18 protein-coding genes and 1 tRNA gene are annotated in these 16,718 nt (G+C 62.1%); 10 read left to right on the top strand and 9 right to left on the bottom strand.

Annotated features, from left to right (window positions below; genetic code table 11):
• The first annotated feature begins 33 nt into the window (after nt 1–33).
• Entirely contained in the window at nt 34–1,659 is a 1,626-nt protein-coding gene (locus ACWAT4_RS06945; protein WP_449730103.1) for a hypothetical protein, read from the top strand.
• A gap of 6 nt (nt 1,660–1,665) precedes the next feature.
• On the opposite strand, the gene ACWAT4_RS06940 is transcribed toward ACWAT4_RS06945, so the two are convergent.
• The 4 genes from ACWAT4_RS06940 to ACWAT4_RS06925 are packed head-to-tail and all read right to left on the bottom strand — an operon-like array spanning nt 1,666 to nt 4,418.
• A complete protein-coding gene (locus ACWAT4_RS06940; RefSeq protein ID WP_449730102.1) occupies nt 1,666–2,994 on the bottom strand; it encodes a hypothetical protein in 1,329 nt (442 codons plus the stop codon).
• Nucleotides 2,991–3,512 carry a Mov34/MPN/PAD-1 family protein gene (locus ACWAT4_RS06935; protein ID WP_449730101.1) on the bottom strand — a complete coding sequence of 174 codons (522 nt, stop codon included), beginning with the start codon at nt 3,510–3,512 and terminating at the stop codon, nt 2,991–2,993. Before ACWAT4_RS06935 ends, ACWAT4_RS06940 begins: the two co-directional genes overlap by 4 nt.
• Entirely contained in the window at nt 3,430–3,921 is a 492-nt protein-coding gene (locus tag ACWAT4_RS06930; protein WP_449730100.1) for a DUF7665 family protein, read from the bottom strand. Before ACWAT4_RS06930 ends, ACWAT4_RS06935 begins: the two co-directional genes overlap by 83 nt.
• Nucleotides 3,918–4,418 (bottom strand): hypothetical protein, encoded by a 501-nt coding sequence (locus ACWAT4_RS06925; RefSeq protein WP_449730099.1) that lies wholly within the window; start codon nt 4,416–4,418, stop codon nt 3,918–3,920. The genes ACWAT4_RS06930 and ACWAT4_RS06925 overlap by 4 nt, the downstream gene beginning before the upstream one ends.
• Nucleotides 4,419–4,630: 212 nt before the next feature.
• On the opposite strand from ACWAT4_RS06925, the gene ACWAT4_RS06920 reads away from it, so the two are divergent.
• Together ACWAT4_RS06920 and ACWAT4_RS06915 are read left to right on the top strand one after the other, a co-directional pair.
• Nucleotides 4,631–4,867 carry a helix-turn-helix domain-containing protein gene (locus tag ACWAT4_RS06920; protein WP_449730098.1) on the top strand — a complete coding sequence of 79 codons (237 nt, stop codon included), beginning with the start codon at nt 4,631–4,633 and terminating at the stop codon, nt 4,865–4,867.
• Entirely contained in the window at nt 4,864–5,385 is a 522-nt protein-coding gene (locus tag ACWAT4_RS06915) for an ImmA/IrrE family metallo-endopeptidase (RefSeq protein WP_449730097.1), read from the top strand. Before ACWAT4_RS06920 ends, ACWAT4_RS06915 begins: the two co-directional genes overlap by 4 nt.
• Before the next feature lie 403 nt (nt 5,386–5,788).
• Here ACWAT4_RS06915 and ACWAT4_RS06910 read toward each other — a convergent pair whose 3' ends face one another.
• From ACWAT4_RS06910 to mnmA, 5 genes are all read right to left on the bottom strand, one after another.
• Nucleotides 5,789–5,947 carry a hypothetical protein gene (locus ACWAT4_RS06910; protein ID WP_449730096.1) on the bottom strand — a complete coding sequence of 53 codons (159 nt, stop codon included), beginning with the start codon at nt 5,945–5,947 and terminating at the stop codon, nt 5,789–5,791.
• Between the two features lie 650 nt (nt 5,948–6,597).
• Nucleotides 6,598–6,674 (bottom strand) — tRNA-Met (locus tag ACWAT4_RS06905).
• Between the two features lie 269 nt (nt 6,675–6,943).
• Complete coding sequence (locus tag ACWAT4_RS06900) at nt 6,944–7,306, bottom strand: hypothetical protein (RefSeq protein ID WP_212298133.1); 363 nt, start codon at nt 7,304–7,306, stop codon at nt 6,944–6,946.
• A gap of 45 nt (nt 7,307–7,351) precedes the next feature.
• Nucleotides 7,352–7,990, bottom strand: a complete 639-nt coding sequence (locus tag ACWAT4_RS06895; RefSeq protein WP_212298134.1) for a class I SAM-dependent methyltransferase — start codon at nt 7,988–7,990, stop codon at nt 7,352–7,354.
• 241 nt (nt 7,991–8,231) lie between these two features.
• A complete protein-coding gene (gene mnmA, locus ACWAT4_RS06890) occupies nt 8,232–9,413 on the bottom strand; it encodes a tRNA 2-thiouridine(34) synthase MnmA (protein WP_212425993.1) in 1,182 nt (393 codons plus the stop codon).
• Between the two features lie 347 nt (nt 9,414–9,760).
• On the opposite strand from mnmA, the gene ACWAT4_RS06885 reads away from it, so the two are divergent.
• From ACWAT4_RS06885 to fliN, 7 genes are all read left to right on the top strand, one after another.
• Nucleotides 9,761–11,404, top strand: coding sequence for a flagellar hook-length control protein FliK (locus ACWAT4_RS06885; RefSeq protein ID WP_449730095.1), 1,644 nt, complete (start codon nt 9,761–9,763; stop codon nt 11,402–11,404).
• A gap of 13 nt (nt 11,405–11,417) precedes the next feature.
• Entirely contained in the window at nt 11,418–12,131 is a 714-nt protein-coding gene (locus tag ACWAT4_RS06880; RefSeq protein ID WP_212298136.1) for a flagellar hook assembly protein FlgD, read from the top strand.
• Between the two features lie 393 nt (nt 12,132–12,524).
• Entirely contained in the window at nt 12,525–12,800 is a 276-nt protein-coding gene (sciP, locus tag ACWAT4_RS06875) for a CtrA inhibitor SciP (RefSeq protein WP_002714638.1), read from the top strand.
• Nucleotides 12,801–12,982: 182 nt separating this feature from the next.
• Nucleotides 12,983–14,596 carry a flagellar basal-body MS-ring/collar protein FliF gene (gene fliF / locus ACWAT4_RS06870; protein ID WP_212298137.1) on the top strand — a complete coding sequence of 538 codons (1,614 nt, stop codon included), beginning with the start codon at nt 12,983–12,985 and terminating at the stop codon, nt 14,594–14,596.
• A 14-nt stretch (nt 14,597–14,610) separates the two neighbouring features.
• The gene (gene fliG, locus ACWAT4_RS06865; protein ID WP_212298138.1) at nt 14,611–15,702 is read left to right on the top strand and encodes a flagellar motor switch protein FliG; all 1,092 of its coding nucleotides are present in this window, start codon (nt 14,611–14,613) and stop codon (nt 15,700–15,702) included.
• Nucleotides 15,702–16,322 (top strand): FliH/SctL family protein, encoded by a 621-nt coding sequence (locus ACWAT4_RS06860; protein ID WP_212298139.1) that lies wholly within the window; start codon nt 15,702–15,704, stop codon nt 16,320–16,322. Before fliG ends, ACWAT4_RS06860 begins: the two co-directional genes overlap by 1 nt.
• A gap of 3 nt (nt 16,323–16,325) precedes the next feature.
• Nucleotides 16,326–16,676, top strand: a complete 351-nt coding sequence (gene fliN, locus ACWAT4_RS06855; protein ID WP_212298140.1) for a flagellar motor switch protein FliN — start codon at nt 16,326–16,328, stop codon at nt 16,674–16,676.
• Nucleotides 16,677–16,718: the final 42 nt, after the last annotated feature.

The raw sequence follows: 16,718 nt of genomic DNA, 5'->3' as shown, positions 1-16,718 counted from the left end.
CCCCTTTTTTGTTCCGCACGGTATAAGTGTGGAATGCGCGTGATTCTAAAGGGCGTAGTGCTTACGCCGCAAGGCGCACAGTCGCTGCGCCAACAAATTGCAGGCGATAGGTCTAACGCCAGCGTGGATGCTCTGCTCGACCACGTCATCGAGCTCGGGGCAAAATACGCGATTGTAGAATCCCCCTACACCGACCGCGACTATACGTCGGACTATCTGAGCTTCTACGCCGGTGCCTTCAAGGCCCATGCGAGAGGCACCAAGCGCATCCATTTTTTCCGGACAGACATCAGCAAACTGTTCGAGCTTCCTCTTTCCAAGCAGGTCGTCGAGCTTGAACGCCTCGCGGCCAAGGACAAGAACTATTGCGGGTTCGTGGTGATCAGGCCTATCGCGCAAGGCCCCATTGGCAGAACCGTTTTGCGCTTTCCGTCGATCGGAAAGCTTACCGTCAGGCCGGCGGCGCGTGCAGATTTCGAGTCTCACGTTCTTGGGGTTCGGGTGAAGGTAACCGGAGCCCCCTTCATTCAACAGGACATGCGGCTCGGTGCTTGCGCGCAGGCCGCAATTTGGATGGCAGGACGAGCAGTAGAGACCCGGCACCGACGAACGAGCTCGTACACAATTGCGGAAATCACCAACCTGGCGATTAACCCGACGGACTCAGAACTTAGCAGATCACTTCCTGCCGGATCCGAGGGGCTGAATCCCATGCACATGATCCGTGCGTTGCGCGGCATGGGGCACCAGCCACTCCATATGCTCTTCAAGGAGCTCGACAGCGGCCAACAGGTTGCTCCGACCATCCGTGCCCCGGAAGTCATTCATCGCTACCTTGATTCGGGGTTGCCCGTTGTAATCGCCATGGCGGACATGGGTCATGCGATCTGCGCCGTGGGCTACGTCGAAGTACCTGGCAAAGCCGTCCGCGACGGAGGCACACACGCCGTGTTCGCTCGCGGATTGATCGTACACGACGATCAGAGGGGGCCCTATCGAGTACTGCCTCTCAGCGTAGACGATATCGAGCATCTGCCTTCAGCGCGCCTCATGAAGTGGCAGCAAAAAATCCTCACGGTGGAGGAAAACGTCTCTCACATGTTCGTACCGTTGCCGTCACGCGTTTTCTTACGGGCCGAGAACGCTGACATTGTCGTGAGAGACTTTATCAAGACGACGAGTTACGTTTCTGACCAGATCGTGACGGCCGTAGGCAATGGCAACTCCACTGCTGCGACCAGCATCCGAGCGTTCTTCGACGGATTTGCCGCAGGGCGCTGGATACAGCGGACGTACTTGACTACGGCCGCTCGCTACCGACGCCACATCAGCGCAAGCGGGATGAACGAACCGATGAAAAGCGAGATCGTTTCTCGCGCGCTTCCACACTTCATTTGGGTCACAGAGCTGATCGACAGGTCGTCCAAGCAGGAGCGGCGCACCGGCGCTAGGCCCGTAGTCGGACATTTCGTTCTCAATGCAACGAGCAGCACGGACTACAACAACGATCTCTTGATCGCCCAATTTCCGCACTTCATTGTGCACCGCGACGTCAATCCTGTCGCGGACAACGGAGACGTCCTAGACGTCCCCGCCGAGAGTATGGTCAGCTTCGATACGAACAACGAGTATCTCGGCCGAACCAGGACCGTTGCCTAGCGACCGCTAACGTGCTGGGCAGGCGACGATCGGTGAGACGGGCCGGCCCATGACCTGACTAACTGCTCTCTTTGAGTTGACGAGATCAAAGTCGACCATTTCACAGCAGGAGCCGGTCTCTATCGCGCGGCATAATTGAGCTACCTGCATTGCTGCCGCTGCAAGAGCCGTGCATGGCACGCCGACCGGCTGATTTTCTATCGTGATCGCGCCGCACTCGTCCAAAACCCCAGCTTGAACGAGCGACTGAATGTTTCCGCGCTTGACTACATTCCCCTCGCCGACCCGCTCGGAAGGTTCCGCTTCCGGCCAAGCGTCGAGTGGCATTCTCGAGCCAGGAAAGGCGTGCAATCGCACGTCAAAGGCCTCGTTCGCCGTCGAGCCAAGTCCGGCATCAATGAGCAGATCAAACCCTGCGGAGGCAGCGAAGCGCCGCGCATTCAAATTGTCGACGCCAACAAGCGCGACTCGCGGCTCGTCTTGATCAGGTCTGGAGGTCGCCAGAAACTTGCGTTCGTTCAGAACCGTTCGAAAACCAACGCGTTCAGCCCAATCTGCAGCACACCTGACCTTCGTCCTACCAATCCAGTTCGGCTGCGTAAGAAGCTGGACGCCCAAGTTCTCCCAGCCACAGATATCCGGATCGTTGAGCAACAAGCGGACTTGCGACGTGTCCCGATAGGGAAGCAAGCCCAGCGTAAAGAGCGTCGCTTGCCCCAGGTTTCCCATTCCAAGCAACCATAAATCAGCCGGGAGGTTGCGCAGTTCTGCCGATGCAGCCGACGACTGTCCCTGCGGCTGCCATAGATTATATTCGAGCATTCTTCGGGCTGCGATGGGATCGGACAGGACGGATGCTCGAAATGCAATGGCTGTCGACGCCGCACCGGCGAAAATGCCACTGAGCTCGTTTCCCGGCGAGGTCATGGCGGCGGGCTTGGGGCCGACGATCGCTTTCCAACCGCTGGCGGACACATAGATGTGGCCCGCCCCCTTCGCGCCTATGCAAATGCGAAAGGCATGGGCGGGGGGCGGCTCCTTCCGACAACCCGCTTCAAGGAGTGCGCGCTTGAACAATCTTGGCAGCCCGTTCCCGACAACCGTCTCACATTCAGGCTGGCGTGAAAGAAAGACACCTCTTCGAAACATCTTGCTACCGCACGCCACGGTCGCGATCGCGCAGGCCTGAGCCCATGCGGTCTGCTCGACATCGTCGTCGATGATGATTTCGAGCGAGGCGCGATCGAGGGCCATTCTAGCGCCCTGCAGATCCATATCTGGAAGGACCGCCAGCAGCAGTTGGGATCCGCGGTCTGCTTCGATATTTGACGTCATGCAAACCTCCTAACCCGGAAGAGCTTTCGTCCGAGTGAGCTTAGGTCCGACCATCCATCGCGACGGCCTCTGTATTCATGGATGCCAAATTCGCCTGGCATGTAGTCCCGATTGGCATAATTTGGCACGATTAGTGCGAGATGCCCGCGCTCGGGTATCATCGGATGGCTCTGATCGACATCGCTTTGGCGATATGACGCGCCTGGATGAGTATGAACGTCAGCGACTACGCTACACCCTTGCTGCTCGCAGATACGCCACACGTCGTCCATGCGCGATCCATCGAAAATGATGATTCCTTGGAGACAATGCGGATCAACTGCGTCGTATGGCAGAAAGGAGGTGATGATTTTGGTCTCACCTTCCACTCTGCCTAAGAGGAATCCTCCGCTCTCGCGACGCCCCTGCCCGCGGACGCGCAGTTCTCGGAGAATCTCACGCCACAAGCGTTCGTCGCAGCGCAGCCGCGGCGTCGGGCGCAGTCGAGACCAAATAGTCCGGATTATTGATAAGACCATGGACGATTTCCAAAAGTGTCACGATGGTTGAGCCGGGCTTCCAGGTGAGTTCTTCGAACTGGTTCGGCCAGTGGTCCCGAGCGATGCGATCGATCGGATGGTAGAGACATGCGTTCCATGGCGTGAAGGCCACCAGCACACCCGTCCTTCCCATGGGCCGCTGATCAACGCTCAATGCTGTATCGGTCCGGCCGTCCCACAATTGGGAGGTCGGTGCGAGGGCCGGATAACTTCGGCAGTCGACCCGAAGCAGAAAGCGCTTCGGTCCTTGCTCGCGCTTCGGCGCCGCAATGGTGAAGTAGGCAATAGGAAACTCGAGAGCTTCTAGTCCCCACTTCCCTCGCTTCGAACCAAGTTTGAACGTGAGGCTGTCTATGCCCGCGCGGAGAGCCGCATGATCCGGGGTCATGAGGCACCTTGCGGCTTGATGCGGAACACGAGCGAAAAGGCGATCTTCTTCTCGCCTTTGGCGACTTGGCCAAGGTGCAGGTCCGGCGGCAGGACTTCTGAGCCGAGCTTCAGCTGGTACTCTGCCGGCACGCCTTCGAGGTTGAGTGCCGAAGGCGAGATCGCCCATGCAATGATCGTTTCGATCGTAACGCTTGGAGCGAAATCTCGGTGAACTTGGCGAGAGTTGTAGACCACCGTAACGGTAATCTTGCCTTTGGAGGCGACGTGAATGAGCCGGAATTCCTCGATCACGAGCTCAACAACCCGGTGCTCCTCGACGAGACACTCTTCCTCATCCTCCAGGAAGATCTCAGTCAGCTCGGTCCGCTTGGTTTCAAGCACGACCGCTTCGATGACCTCCTTGGCGGTCGCGCTGCGTGACACCTGGATCTGACGGGGTCCGCGCTCCCCCTCGATGGCCAGAACCAGTTCGTGCGAATCAACTTGGTTGTCCATTTCAGTGCTCCGCGATTGAAGAACGGGCACCTTTTACACTTGCATTCCTTGAATGTCAATATTACAAACATTATGAATTTACTTGTATCATAAACTGTTGGTAACACAAACATTTCTTGAAATTTGGTTTTGACGGTGTAGAATAAGGCATGGATTCAAACCTTTATCGTCTGTTCGGAGACCGAGTCCGGGAGCTCCGAGAGACCCGCAGCGTGACCCAGGAAGAGCTTGCTCGCCGGGTCCAGCTCTCACGCGCGTCGATTACGAATATCGAGAAGGGACGGCAGCGGGTGCTGCTGCATCAGCTGATTGAGATCGCGGATGCCCTGGACGCGAAACCTTCCGAACTCATGCCTTCACCGCAGTCGCAATCGGATCCCACGATGCGGCAGGATGTAGCGCGCGTCGTGGAGATGCTGAAGAGCGAGAAATCAAGGTCGGATAAATGAAGCCTCGCATCGGCTACGCACGCGTACGCCGCAAGGCTGCAGAGCTTCTTGAGGGCCAGAATTCTCCACCGGTTTCGCTCGATCTTGTAGCGGACTTGCTGGGTGCAGAGATCCGGGAAGTAGAGCTCGATGACGATGCGTCGGGAATTCTATTTCGGGGGAACGGCCGCAAGGTAATCGCGGTCAACAGGTCGCATCACCCTCTGCGTAAGCGCTTCACAATTGCCCATGAACTGGGCCATCTCGCTCTCCATAAGGGAGCAGAGGTTCATGTCGATCAGGTCTTCAGAATTAACTTAAGAGACGCGCGCTCGGCCACCGCTGAAGACGTCGAAGAGATCGAAGCCAATGCCTTCGCAGCCAATCTGTTGATCCCGGCGCAATGGATTAGGCTTGATGTTGCGGGCTACACTCTCGATCTGGAGAATGAGGCGCGCATCGACGCTTTGGCCGATCGCTACCAAGTGAGCAAGCAGGCGATGATCGTTCGGCTGACATCGCTGTTTTCCCCGAAATAGAAGAGTTGGCCGATCATTCGGAGTCGGCGGATCGCTTTTCTGTCTTACTGGCGAACCCTGTCCGGCACAGAACTTCACCGAACGGCAGCGAGCCGAGATGTCGTCCTGCGTAACGAGCATCTCTGCGAGTTGGTAGGAAGCGCAGGCAGCCATCCGGGGAGATGCTGCGGCGCTAATCGAAATGGTCGTCTCACCGGGCTTAATCGCAAAAGTCGTTCTATCCGCCAGGACGGTATCTGGAGCAGCGCGAAACGTTCCAGCGCACTCGCTATGAGGAGAGAAAGCCGCGAATAGCTCATGATGAGCAAAATCAACTCGCCTCCTGGGGTGGATCACCGAGGTCCTGCTTAGTCGCCGGCGCGGCGTGACGCGATCAAAAATGAATCCGCGTCACCGTCGACCTTCACGGGCGAAGCGCCAGCAAGCTCGGATCGTCGAGCCTAACAAAATTATCTTCCCGATCGCTGTCGCGGGTGCGGCATTCTTCTGGACCGAGTCCGAACTCGGTTACACCGCCGAAGATGCGGAAGCCTTCATTTGCGGCACGGAAAACATCGCGCATTCAAAGCATGGAGCGCGGCCAACCAGGTGCGAGCACACCGCGTGCTCGGAAGCGGATTGCATGTCGTTGTGGCTGTCACCGCCGCTCGAATTGCCAACGGAGCTGTCGGCTCTACGCGCGCGAACCTGCGTAGTAAGATCACTGAATCAGTGTGTCGCAGTCCGCCAACGTCCGCCGACGCTTATTCAACGGATATTCGACGACTTCGCCATCGCAGTTCTAAGTCGTTGAATTTTCTGGCGCTCCCTAGGGGAATCGAACCCCTGTTTCAGCCTTGAGAGGGCTGAGCAGCAGAAGCGAGTTCGCGGCCGACATCGTCGCCAGCTTCAAGACCGTGTCCTCGAGCAGCGCGGAGTACGCGATCCGGCCTTGATCCATCAAGGATTAGATTGCTGGCTCGGCTTTCGTCAGAATGCGTGGCTCGTTCCACTTGATGCGTGCCGGCGCGGAGGATCGAGGGGCCTGCCGATTCAAGCGAACGAGAAAAGCTGCAACGACGACGGCCTTCGAAAGATTACCTATGAAGGATTCAGCTACGAGCGCTCAAGGACTAGATTGCCGTTCGCATGCGACGCGGCGCTACAGATGCGCTACGGATCGAGATTCGTGCCGACGTGATCCGCCTAATCTATTGATGTTGTAGTGTTTTCTGGTAGCGGGGGAGGGACTCGAACCCCCGACCCCAGGATTATGATTCCCGTGCTCTAACCAGCTGAGCTACCCCGCCATAGGGTCGCGAACGGCGGAACGGCCGATCTCGCGAACGCGCGGCATATAAGGAAGGGGGCGGCGGGAAGTCAATCCGAAAAGCTTCCGCCTTCGCCAAGGCTTCGGCGGGACAAGTCCGCGGAAAGGCGAGCGTTTTCCGGCACTGGACTCGGGGAGAGTCCCGCTCACTCGGAACCTGCGCTTTTGCGCGGATTCCGCCCTCTCCCCTCGTCCGCTTTCGCTGAGGTTTCGTCAGGAAGAGGCGAAGAAAGGAGCGGTGAAACTGTTTTATTTCGGCTTCACGGTGGGATCGCCGCCGGGGCTGCCGGGAGGCGGGATCACCGGCATGCTGCCGTCCGTGCTCGGCGCGGGAGCGTGCATTTCGGGGTCGACGCCGGCGGGCGGGCAGAGCACGCCGTCGGATTTGGCCAATCTGTCGCCGAGCGGTTCCCGGGATTGGCCAGTCGTCGTGCCGTCCGGGGCGGTGGCGCGGTTCGGGCGATCCTGCGGCATGCAGTTTGCCGCGTGTTGCGGGGATGGCGGCGCGGTCGCTTGCGGCGGCGTGGCCGGGGCGGGCGGGGCCTGCGCGATCGCTGGCGCAGAGGCTGCGATCACGAGGCCCGCTAGAAGGATGTTTGATGTCGTGCGCATGGGATCAAAACGCACGAGCGATGGGCGGTGTTCCGTCCGCGAAGATTACGATTTGTGGTAGCGGATCAGCGAAAAATGGCCCATCGGCGGCATTGGGCGGCGCTCGGCGAGCGTGACGCCGCCGTGTTTGGCGGCCCAGCTGACCAGACGGTCCCATGGGAATTCCGGGCGCCAGCCGAGGCGGCGGGCGACGGGTGCGAAAGCCAGCTCGAACAGTTTTCGCGGGCCGCTCTCGGCGCCGATGTGATTGACCAGGATCAGCTCGCCGCCCGGCTTGAGCACGCGCACGAACTCGTCAAGCGTGCCTTCGGGATCGGGTACGGCGGTGATGACATATTGCGCGACCACCGCGTCAAACGCGCCGTCGGGAAAGGCGAGATTCTTCGCATCCATCACCGAGAGCACTTCGACATTGGAGAGGCGCTGGGCCCGCACGCGCGCCTGCGCCTTGCGCAGCATCGGCTCGGAAATGTCGACGCCGCAGATCTTCGTGGTGCGCGAATAATCGGAGAGTGAGAGACCGGTGCCGACGCCGACGTCGAGGATGCGGCCGCCGATGCGATCGGCTTCCGCAATGGTCGACTGCCGGCCGGCGTCGAATACCTTGCCGAACACGAGATCATAGACCGGCGCCCAGCGGCCATAGGCCTTCTCGACCCCGGCCCGCGAGATGTCTGCTGCCATGCCCCCCTGCCCTACGCGAAACTCTAGAGTGTGATGACTGTTGGTGAAATCGACGCCAGCCCTGAGCGCAGTCTAGCGCCTCTCCCGCTTGCGGGAGAGGTCGCGCCGAAGGCGCGGGTGAGGGCTTTATCCGTTCGTGATATATCGCCGGTGGACAGAGCCCTCTCCCGAACCGTCCCCCGCAGGCGGGGGAGGGAGCGCACTTCCGGTGTCGCGAGAGTGCGATCCAAACTTGTCATGATTAGCCGCGCACGGCTTCCGCGAGCGGGCGGGATGTCGCGGCGGAGATCTTCGCCGCAGCGCTCTGAATGAAGCCGCCGCCGAGCACGCGCGCCTGCCCTGAGGGCGCGTCGTAGAACACGCAGGCCTGGCCGGGCGAAACGCCCTCTTCGCCGGCGACGAGCTCGACCTCGTAATGACCATCGGCGCCGCGCAGCCAGGCCGGCTGAGGGCTGCGGGTCGAACGCACGCGCACGAACAGCTCGAGACCGTTGCCGATTGCGCTGTCGATGTCGCCGCCGCCGATCCAGTTGACGTCGCGAAGTGCGATGCGGTGCATCTTCAGGGCATCGCGCGGGCCGACCACGACGCGGCGGTTGGCGGCGTCTAACCGCACCACGAACAGCGGCGCGCTGGCCGCGATGCCGAGGCCACGGCGCTGGCCGATGGTGAAATTAGCAATGCCGTGATGCTGGCCGAGCACGCGGCCGTCGAGATCGACGATGTCGCCGCTTTCCATCGCATTCGGACGCAGGCGGGTGATGATGTCGGTGTAGCGCCCCGTCGGCACGAAGCAGATGTCCTGGCTGTCGTGCTTGTCGGCGACGGAAAGGCCATAGCGGCGCGCGAGTTCGCGCGTCTCGGGCTTGGTCATGTCACCGAGCGGGAAGCGCAGGAAGTCGAGCTGTTCCTGCGTGGTCGCGAACAGGAAATAGCTCTGGTCGCGGTCGCTGTCGGCCGCACACACCAGCGCGCGCGAGCCGTCCTCGCCGCGGCGCGAGGCGACATAATGGCCGGTGGCGAGCGCCTGCGCCCCCAACTCGCGCGCGGTCTTCAAGAGGTCGCGGAATTTGACGCTGCGGTTGCACTCGATGCACGGCACCGGCGTTTCGCCGAGCGCGTAGCTATCGGCAAAGTTGTCGATGACGGACTCGCGAAAACGATCCTCGTAGTCGAGCACGTAATGGGGAATGCCGAGCTTGGCGGCGACGTCGCGGGCGTCGTGGATGTCCTGGCCGGCGCAGCAGGCGCCCTTGCGATGGGTCGCCGCGCCATGATCGTAGAGCTGCAGCGTGATGCCGACAACGTCGTAGCCCTCCGCCTTCAGCAGCGCAGCCGTCGTCGAGGAATCGACGCCGCCCGACATGGCAACGACGACCCTGGTATCCTCAGGACGGCCTTCGAGATCCAGACTGTTGAGCATGGGCCTAAGCTGACGTGACGGCGGCGTTTCCCGCGATTCCTGATGCTCTGGACCGGTCCACCAGGAGTCCCCGGGAACTTCGGTTCCCGAAAGGCACTGGCTGGCCCGGTCGAAAGCGGCTGAGAGCAGCCTTTAATATAGGTGGCATTCCGGTGAAGCAATCACGGCCGCCACACGCTCAGGGCAATTCTTGCCGGGGCGGCAGAAATGGCGGGGCCGGCGGGGTGCCGACCGGGGCGGCCTCAATTCTTCAAGCATTTGATTTTACTATATAAAATGCCCCAAAGAAGGACTGGCCCGCTCCTTGCTAACCTCCTGATCCGAAGATGTTTTCAAGGGGTACGCCTGTGGTTGGTGTCACGTCAGACGTAGCGGCAAGCGCGCAAGTGTCGAGCGCGCAGCAAAAGCCTGCCCGCTCCCAGAGCACCAGGGACACCACGCCGAGCGACTCCTTCGGCGCGCTGGTCGACAGCAACACCCAGGCCATCAGCAACAACGCTCCGTCCTCCGCCCAAGACCAGGCGCCGCCGCGTCGGAGCGATTCATCGTCCTCGTCGTCCTCCTCCACGTCGGACAAGAGCACGCGCGATACCGCCGCGACCGACTCCTCCTCGCAGAGCAAGGCGAGCGACAGCACGGAATCTGCGGCGACAGCCAGCACCGACACGCCGGCCGATCCGACCAAGGCCCCCGGGAAATCCAAGGACAAGAACAAGGCTGACGCCTCCGCCGCCAAGTCGGACGACAAGTCCGACAGCGCGAAGAGCGACAAGACCGACGGCACCAACGGCCTCGCCGCCGCGGTCGACGCCTCGGCCGCCGCACAGGCCGCTGCGACGCCGGCGGCGACACCCGATCAAACCGCCGTTCCCGTGGCCGCGCCCGCGGTGCCGGTCGACCCGAATGCGGCGGCCAGCCAGGCCACAGGCACCGCTTCCTCGCCGCTGACGATCGCAGCCGCCGGCATCGCCGCGAGCGCCTCCACCGCGGCACAGATCACGGCCACCAAGGCGGACGCGACCGGCAAGACCGTCAAGACCGGCGACGCCAAGACCACCGATGCGAAGGCCGCGCTCGCCGATGCGGCAAACGCAACAACCGACACGGCCGCAACCGATGCCGCGGCGAACGCCGCGCAGCTCACCGCAGTCGACCAAGGCACGCCGAAAACCTCATTCAGGGCCGTCGCGACCACGCAAGGCGACAGCGACGTCTCCAATATCGGGCAAGACGCGGGCAAAACCGCGCAGGCTGCTGCCACCGCGCAAAATCCCGCGATCGCGACGACCCCCGGCGCCAACGCGGCCGCGCATCCGCAAGCTGCAAAGCCGCAGACTGATGCAACTGCTGCCGATGCAAAGGCTGATGCTGCTAATCGTACCGCCGATGCCACGCCAGCCGCACCCGCGACGCACGTTCATGCCGATACGCAAGTCGCGCCTAGCACGGCAACCGACACCAGCACGCAAGCCGCAAACGCCGTGCAGGCGCCGCTGACCAACACGACCTCGACATCCACCGCCTCCACCGCGACACTCACCGCGACCGCGGCAACATCGACGGCGGTGCCGATCAGCGGCATTCCGGTCGAGATCGCGGCCGCCGCGCGCGCCGGCAAGACTCGCTTCGACATCAGCCTCGATCCGATCGATCTTGGTCGTATCGACGTCCGCATCAATGTCGACCGCAACGGCCAGGTCACCTCGCATGTCACCGTCGAGAAGCCGGAGACGCTGCAGATGCTGCGGCAGGATGCGCCGCAGTTGCAGCGCGCGCTCGACGATGCCGGCCTCAAGACCGGCAGCAACGGGCTCTCCTTCAGCCTGCGCGACCAGAATTCGTCGGGACAGAACTCCGGCCAGAACAACGACAATTCCGGCAATTCCCGCCGGCTGATCATCAGCGAAGACGATTCAGCCGCGGCGGCACCCGTGAGCCGCAGCTATGGCCGCATGCTCGGAGCGAGCAGCGGCGTCGATATCAGAGTGTGAGGAGTATTCGCTAATGACCACCACGAATGCCGCCACCGCCCCGTCCGTCGTCTCCGGCACGACCCCGACGTCATCGTCGTCGTCCTCCTCGTCGAACTCGCTGAGCTCGACCACGGGATCGACGCTGGCTGGCAACTTCCAGACCTTCCTGACGCTGCTGACCACGCAGCTGCAGAACCAGAACCCGCTCGATCCGCTCGACACCAACCAGTTCACCCAGCAGTTGGTGCAGTTCGCCGGCGTCGAGCAGCAGCTCAAGACCAACGACTCGCTGTCTCAGCTCGTCACCCTGCAGCAGACCACGCAGGCGACCCAGGCGCTGGGCTTCGTCGGCAAGACCGCCGTGGTCGACGGCGCCACCGCAACGATGTCGCAGTCTTCGGCGACCTGGCACCTCAACGTGCCCTCCAGCGCCACGGTCAACATCTCCATCGCCAATTCCACCGGCCAGACCGTCTTCAGCGGCCAATATACCGCCGGCGCCGGCAGCGACATTCCCTTCACCTGGAACGGCCAGGGCAATGACGGCACGCAATGGCCTGACGGCAAGTACACGATCACGGCGACGGGCAAAGACGCCTCAGGCAACAGCGTCGGCGTCGCCGCGCAGGTGCAGGGCACGGTGTCGTCCGTCGACCTGACCCAGTCGCCGCCGCTGCTCACCATCGACGGCAGCAGCTACACGCTGAGCCAGGTGAAGAGCATCGTCGCGACCAGCAGCAATTGAGGGCGCACGCGCCCGCCACACACGCGGTGTCATCCCAGCGAACGCCGGGATCCATAACCACAAAGAGAAGTTTAGCGAAGGCCCGTGGTTAGGAAGTCTATCTTGGTACTGCCAGTTGCGTGTCATCGATAGATCACGCGGTATGGGTCCGGGCCTTTGCCGGGACGACAGTTTGGGCCTCGGCAAGCATCGCGCGCAGGCCTCGTTCGTTAGTAAAGCATTTACGAAGACCCCGCTCGGCTGGCTGAAATCACCCTTTTCGGCCCGCCGGGCGGTTTCGTTCCAGCAGGATTCAACGAGAATTGTATTGAAGCCTTAGGCTTAGCGGATTTTTAAGCCGGCACGCGTAGGGTTACGGCGTGAGTTCAGTGGTTGAGAGTTTGTGAGTACGCCATGACAGAACCCCATCGCCCGAGGGTAAAATACGTCATCGGGCCGGACGGCAGTCCGCTGACGATTGCAGATCTGCCCGCACCCGGCACCAAACGCTGGGTCATCCGCCGCAAGGCCGAAGTCGTCGCCGCAGTTCGTGGTGGACTTCTCTCGCTTGAGGAGGCCTGCAGCCGTTATACCCTGACGGTCGACGAATTCCTCTCCTGGCAGTTTTCCATCGACCAGCATGGTCTGGCGGGTCTTCGCACCACCCGCATCCAGCAATATCGCCAGTAAGCAATCCGGAAATCTGCTGCTTTTGACGAAAATCGGCCTCGCCTTGCGAGGCCGATTTTTTTCATGTCGCTACTTTTGTCCCAGCTCTTAACCTTCGTTAACCATATCGAAACCATCACCTAGGCAATAATTGCCCACTCGGCCGCTCTTGGAATGCGGGTCGAATCTGTCGGGGCGGTTGCTTGCAAGGTCTTGCGGACTTTTTAAAAGGTATCGGCGCCGCCCGCTTCGGGGCGATGATTGCGGTCACCGCCGCGCTCATCGGCTTCTTCGCGTTTGTCATCATGCGGGTCACCACGCCGCAGATGACGACGCTCTTCACCGATCTGTCGGTCGAAGATTCCTCCAGCATTATCAAGGACCTGGAACGCCAGGGCATCCAGTTCGAGCTGCGCAACGAGGGCACCATCATCATGGTGCCCAAGGACAAGGTCACCCGTCTGCGGATGAAGCTTGCCGAGGGCGGCCTGCCCAAGGGCGGCGGCGTCGGCTACGAAGTCTTCGACAAGTCGGATGCACTTGGCACCACCTCTTTCGTCCAGAACATCAATCACTTGCGCGCGCTAGAGGGCGAGCTCGCCCGCACCATCCGCGCCATCGATCGGATCCAGGCCGCCCGCGTCCATCTGGTGCTGCCCGAGCGCCCGCTGTTTGCACGCGAGGCGCCGGAGCCGTCGGCCTCGATCGTGGTACGGGTCCGCGGCTCGCTCGAAGCCCAGCAGATCCGTGCCATCCGCCACCTCGTCGCCTCCGCTGTCAACGGATTGAAGCCTCAGCGGGTCTCGATCGTGGACGAAGCCGGCCAGCTGCTCGCCGACGGCGCCGCAACCGATCCGGAGCAGGCCCTCGGCGACGAGCGCCGCACCGCCTTCGAGAAGCGGATGCGCAAGCAGGTCGAGGACATCGTCTCCTCCGTGGTCGGCTCGGGCCGCGCCCGCGTTCAGCTCTCCGCCGATTTCGACTTCAACAAGATCACCCAGACCTCGGACAAGTTCGACCCCGAAGGCCGCGTGCTGCGCTCGAGCCAGACCCGCGAAGAGCAGAGCATGACCGCCGACAACAATGGCCAGGTCACGGTCAACAACGAGCTCCCCGGCAACCAGCAGAACAGCGGCGTGCCGGCGAAGGACCAGAGCAAGAAGTCCGAGGAAACCAACAATTACGAGATCTCCCGCACCACCAAGACCGAGGTGACCGAGGCCGGCCGGGTCAACCGCATCTCGGTCGCGGTGCTGGTCGACGGCATCTACACCAAGAATGACAAGGGCGAGCTCGCCTACACCGACCGCACCAAAGAGCAGCTCGACCGCATCGCCACCCTGGTGCGATCGGCGATCGGCTTCGACCAGAAGCGCGGCGACCAGGTCGAGGTCGTCAATCTGCGCTTCGCCGACGCCCCCTCCACCGCCCCGATCACCGAGCCCTCCGGCTTCCTCGGCATGCTGCAGTTCACCAAGGACGACGTCATGTACTTCGTCGAGCTCGGCGTGATGATGCTGCTCGGCCTGGTCGTGCTGTTCATGGTGATCCGCCCGCTGGTCAAGCGCATCCTCGCCTCCGACGAAGTCGCCGCCGCCATCTCCGGCGTGCTCGCCGGCCCCGCGACCTCGGACGAGGCCGCACCCGCCAGCGGCCAGCCGCTCCTGCCGAGCGGCACCGCGAGCGCGATCGACGTCGCCACCATCCAGGGCCAGGTCCACGCCCAGTCCGTTCATCGCGTCGGCGAGCTCGCCGAACGCAATCCCAACGAAACCGTTGCCATCATTCGTCAATGGCTGACCGAACCCGCGAAATGATCGAGTGAACTGACATGGCCGCTTCCCTGCAAAACGCCAACTCGAACGACATCACCAGCGTGATCTCTACGCTCGGCCAGCGCGCCGGCAACCGGACGGGCGCCAAGATCGAAGCGGTGGCCGGCCCGAAGCGCGCCGCAATCCTGATGCTGGCGCTCGGCGAGCAATATGGCGGCAAGATCTGGTCGCTGCTCGATGACGACGAGGTGCGCCAGCTCTCGCTGGAAATGTCGACGCTCGGCACCGTCGAGGTCGACACGGTCGAGGACATGCTGCTCGAATTCGTCTCCCGCATGTCGGCCTCCGGCGCGCTGATGGGCAATTTCGACGCCACCGAGCGGCTGCTCCAGCAATATCTGGCGCCCGAGCGCGTCAACGGCATCATGGACGAGATCCGCGGCCCGGCAGGCCGCAACATGTGGGAAAAGCTCTCCAACGTGCAGGAAGAGGTGCTCGCCAACTACCTCAAGAACGAATACCCGCAGACCATCGCGGTGGTGCTGTCGAAGCTGAAGCCGGAGCATGCCGCACGCGTGCTCGGCATCTTCCCCGAGGACCTCGCGCTCGACGTCGTCAACCGCATGCTGAAAATGGAAGCGGTGCAGAAGGAGGTGATCGAGAGCGTGGAGAAGACGCTGCGCACCGAATTCATGTCGAACCTATCGCAGACCCGCCGCCGCGACGCCCACGAGGTGATGGCGGAAATCTTCAACAATTTCGACCGCCAGACCGAAACCCGCTTCATCACCTCTCTCGAAGAGGAAAACCGGGAATCGGCCGAACGCATCAAGGCGCTGATGTTCACCTTCGACGACCTCGTGAAGCTCGATTCCGGCTCGGCCCAGACCCTGATGCGCAACGTCGACAAGGACAAGCTCGGCGTCGCCCTGAAGAGCGCCAACGAGGACGTCCGCAACTTCTTCTTCGGCAACATGTCCTCGCGCGCGGCCAAGATGCTGCAGGACGACATGGCGGCAATGGGCCCGGTGCGCCTGCGCGACGTCGACGAGGCCCAGGCCCTGCTGGTCAACCTCGCCAAGGACCTCGCGGCCAAGGGCGAGATCATGCTGACCAAGAACCGCGCTGACGACGAGCTGGTGTACTGATGGGCGCTCCCGCCAAATTCCTGTTCGATACCGACTTCGCCGCCCCCGACCGGACGCGCGAGAAGGCCGCGACTGCAGCCGAGATCGCGCAGAAGGTCGCGGAAGCTGAGGCGCGCGCCTATCAGGACGGCTTTGCCGCGGGCCAGCGTGAAGCCAAGGCCGAGAGCGACCGCCGGGTGGCTCTCGCCATGGAAGAGATCAACATCGCAATCCGGGGCATTGCCGCAGGGATCGGCAACATCGAGAGCAAGATGGAGACCGAGGCGGTCGACGTCGCGGTTGCCGTGGCCCGTAAGCTATGCGCCGACCTGATCGCCGCCGAGCCGCTCGGCGAGATCATGGCGCTGGTCAAGGACTGCTTCTCGCATCTGGTCGCGACGCCGCACCTCGTGGTCCGCATCAACGACGCCCTCTATGACAGCGCACGCGAGAAGATCGAGCGGCTCGCCAAGCAGAGCGGTTTCGAAGGTCGGCTGGTGATCCTGGCCGAGCCCGAAATTGCCACCGGCGACTGCCGGATCGAATGGGCCGATGGCGGCGTCGTGCTGGAGCGTAGCGCCATCGCGGCCAAGATCGACGACATGGTCGGACGCTATATCGCGTCCCGCAAGGGGAATTAAGCCATGAGCGACACCGATGGACAGGTCCCGCTGCCCGACCTCAACGGCCCGCTGCCGCCTGGCGGCACCGATGTCGGCTACAACGAGGACGAATATGCAGCGCGCGTCGCGGCCGACCTCGAAGCCGTCTTCGACGTGCCGGTGCAGGTTTCGGCGGTGCTCGGCCGCTCCAAGATGGACGTCGGCGAGCTGTTGAAGCTCGGGCCCGGCACCGTGCTCGAGCTCGACCGCCGCGTCGGCGAAGCGATCGACATCTACGTCAACAACAAGCTCGTCGCCCGCGGCGAGGTGGTGCTGGTCGAGGACAAGCTCGGCGTGACCATGACGGAAATCATCAGGACGGAACGCGGCTAACGCACGCAGAAAGAATGACGCGCGGCAGCGCGAACAGACGGA

The organism is Bradyrhizobium sp. T-1 (assembly GCF_053592855.1).
This window is presented reverse-complemented; position numbering and strand designations above follow the sequence as displayed.

Coding starts and splice junctions, on each gene's coding strand:
- ACWAT4_RS06945 (WP_449730103.1), top strand. CDS start 34: ATGCGCGTGATTCTAAAGGGCGTAGTGCTTACGCCGCAAGGCGCACAG.
- ACWAT4_RS06940 (WP_449730102.1), bottom strand. CDS start 2,994: ATGACGTCAAATATCGAAGCAGACCGCGGATCCCAACTGCTGCTGGCG.
- ACWAT4_RS06935 (WP_449730101.1), bottom strand. CDS start 3,512: ATGGTCTTATCAATAATCCGGACTATTTGGTCTCGACTGCGCCCGACG.
- ACWAT4_RS06930 (WP_449730100.1), bottom strand. CDS start 3,921: ATGACCCCGGATCATGCGGCTCTCCGCGCGGGCATAGACAGCCTCACG.
- ACWAT4_RS06925 (WP_449730099.1), bottom strand. CDS start 4,418: ATGGACAACCAAGTTGATTCGCACGAACTGGTTCTGGCCATCGAGGGG.
- ACWAT4_RS06915 (WP_449730097.1), top strand. CDS start 4,864: ATGAAGCCTCGCATCGGCTACGCACGCGTACGCCGCAAGGCTGCAGAG.
- ACWAT4_RS06910 (WP_449730096.1), bottom strand. CDS start 5,947: ATGCGCGATGTTTTCCGTGCCGCAAATGAAGGCTTCCGCATCTTCGGC.
- ACWAT4_RS06900 (WP_212298133.1), bottom strand. CDS start 7,306: ATGCGCACGACATCAAACATCCTTCTAGCGGGCCTCGTGATCGCAGCC.
- ACWAT4_RS06895 (WP_212298134.1), bottom strand. CDS start 7,990: ATGGCAGCAGACATCTCGCGGGCCGGGGTCGAGAAGGCCTATGGCCGC.
- mnmA (WP_212425993.1), bottom strand. CDS start 9,413: ATGCTCAACAGTCTGGATCTCGAAGGCCGTCCTGAGGATACCAGGGTC.
- ACWAT4_RS06880 (WP_212298136.1), top strand. CDS start 11,418: ATGACCACCACGAATGCCGCCACCGCCCCGTCCGTCGTCTCCGGCACG.
- sciP (WP_002714638.1), top strand. CDS start 12,525: ATGACAGAACCCCATCGCCCGAGGGTAAAATACGTCATCGGGCCGGAC.
- fliG (WP_212298138.1), top strand. CDS start 14,611: ATGGCCGCTTCCCTGCAAAACGCCAACTCGAACGACATCACCAGCGTG.
- ACWAT4_RS06860 (WP_212298139.1), top strand. CDS start 15,702: ATGGGCGCTCCCGCCAAATTCCTGTTCGATACCGACTTCGCCGCCCCC.
- fliN (WP_212298140.1), top strand. CDS start 16,326: ATGAGCGACACCGATGGACAGGTCCCGCTGCCCGACCTCAACGGCCCG.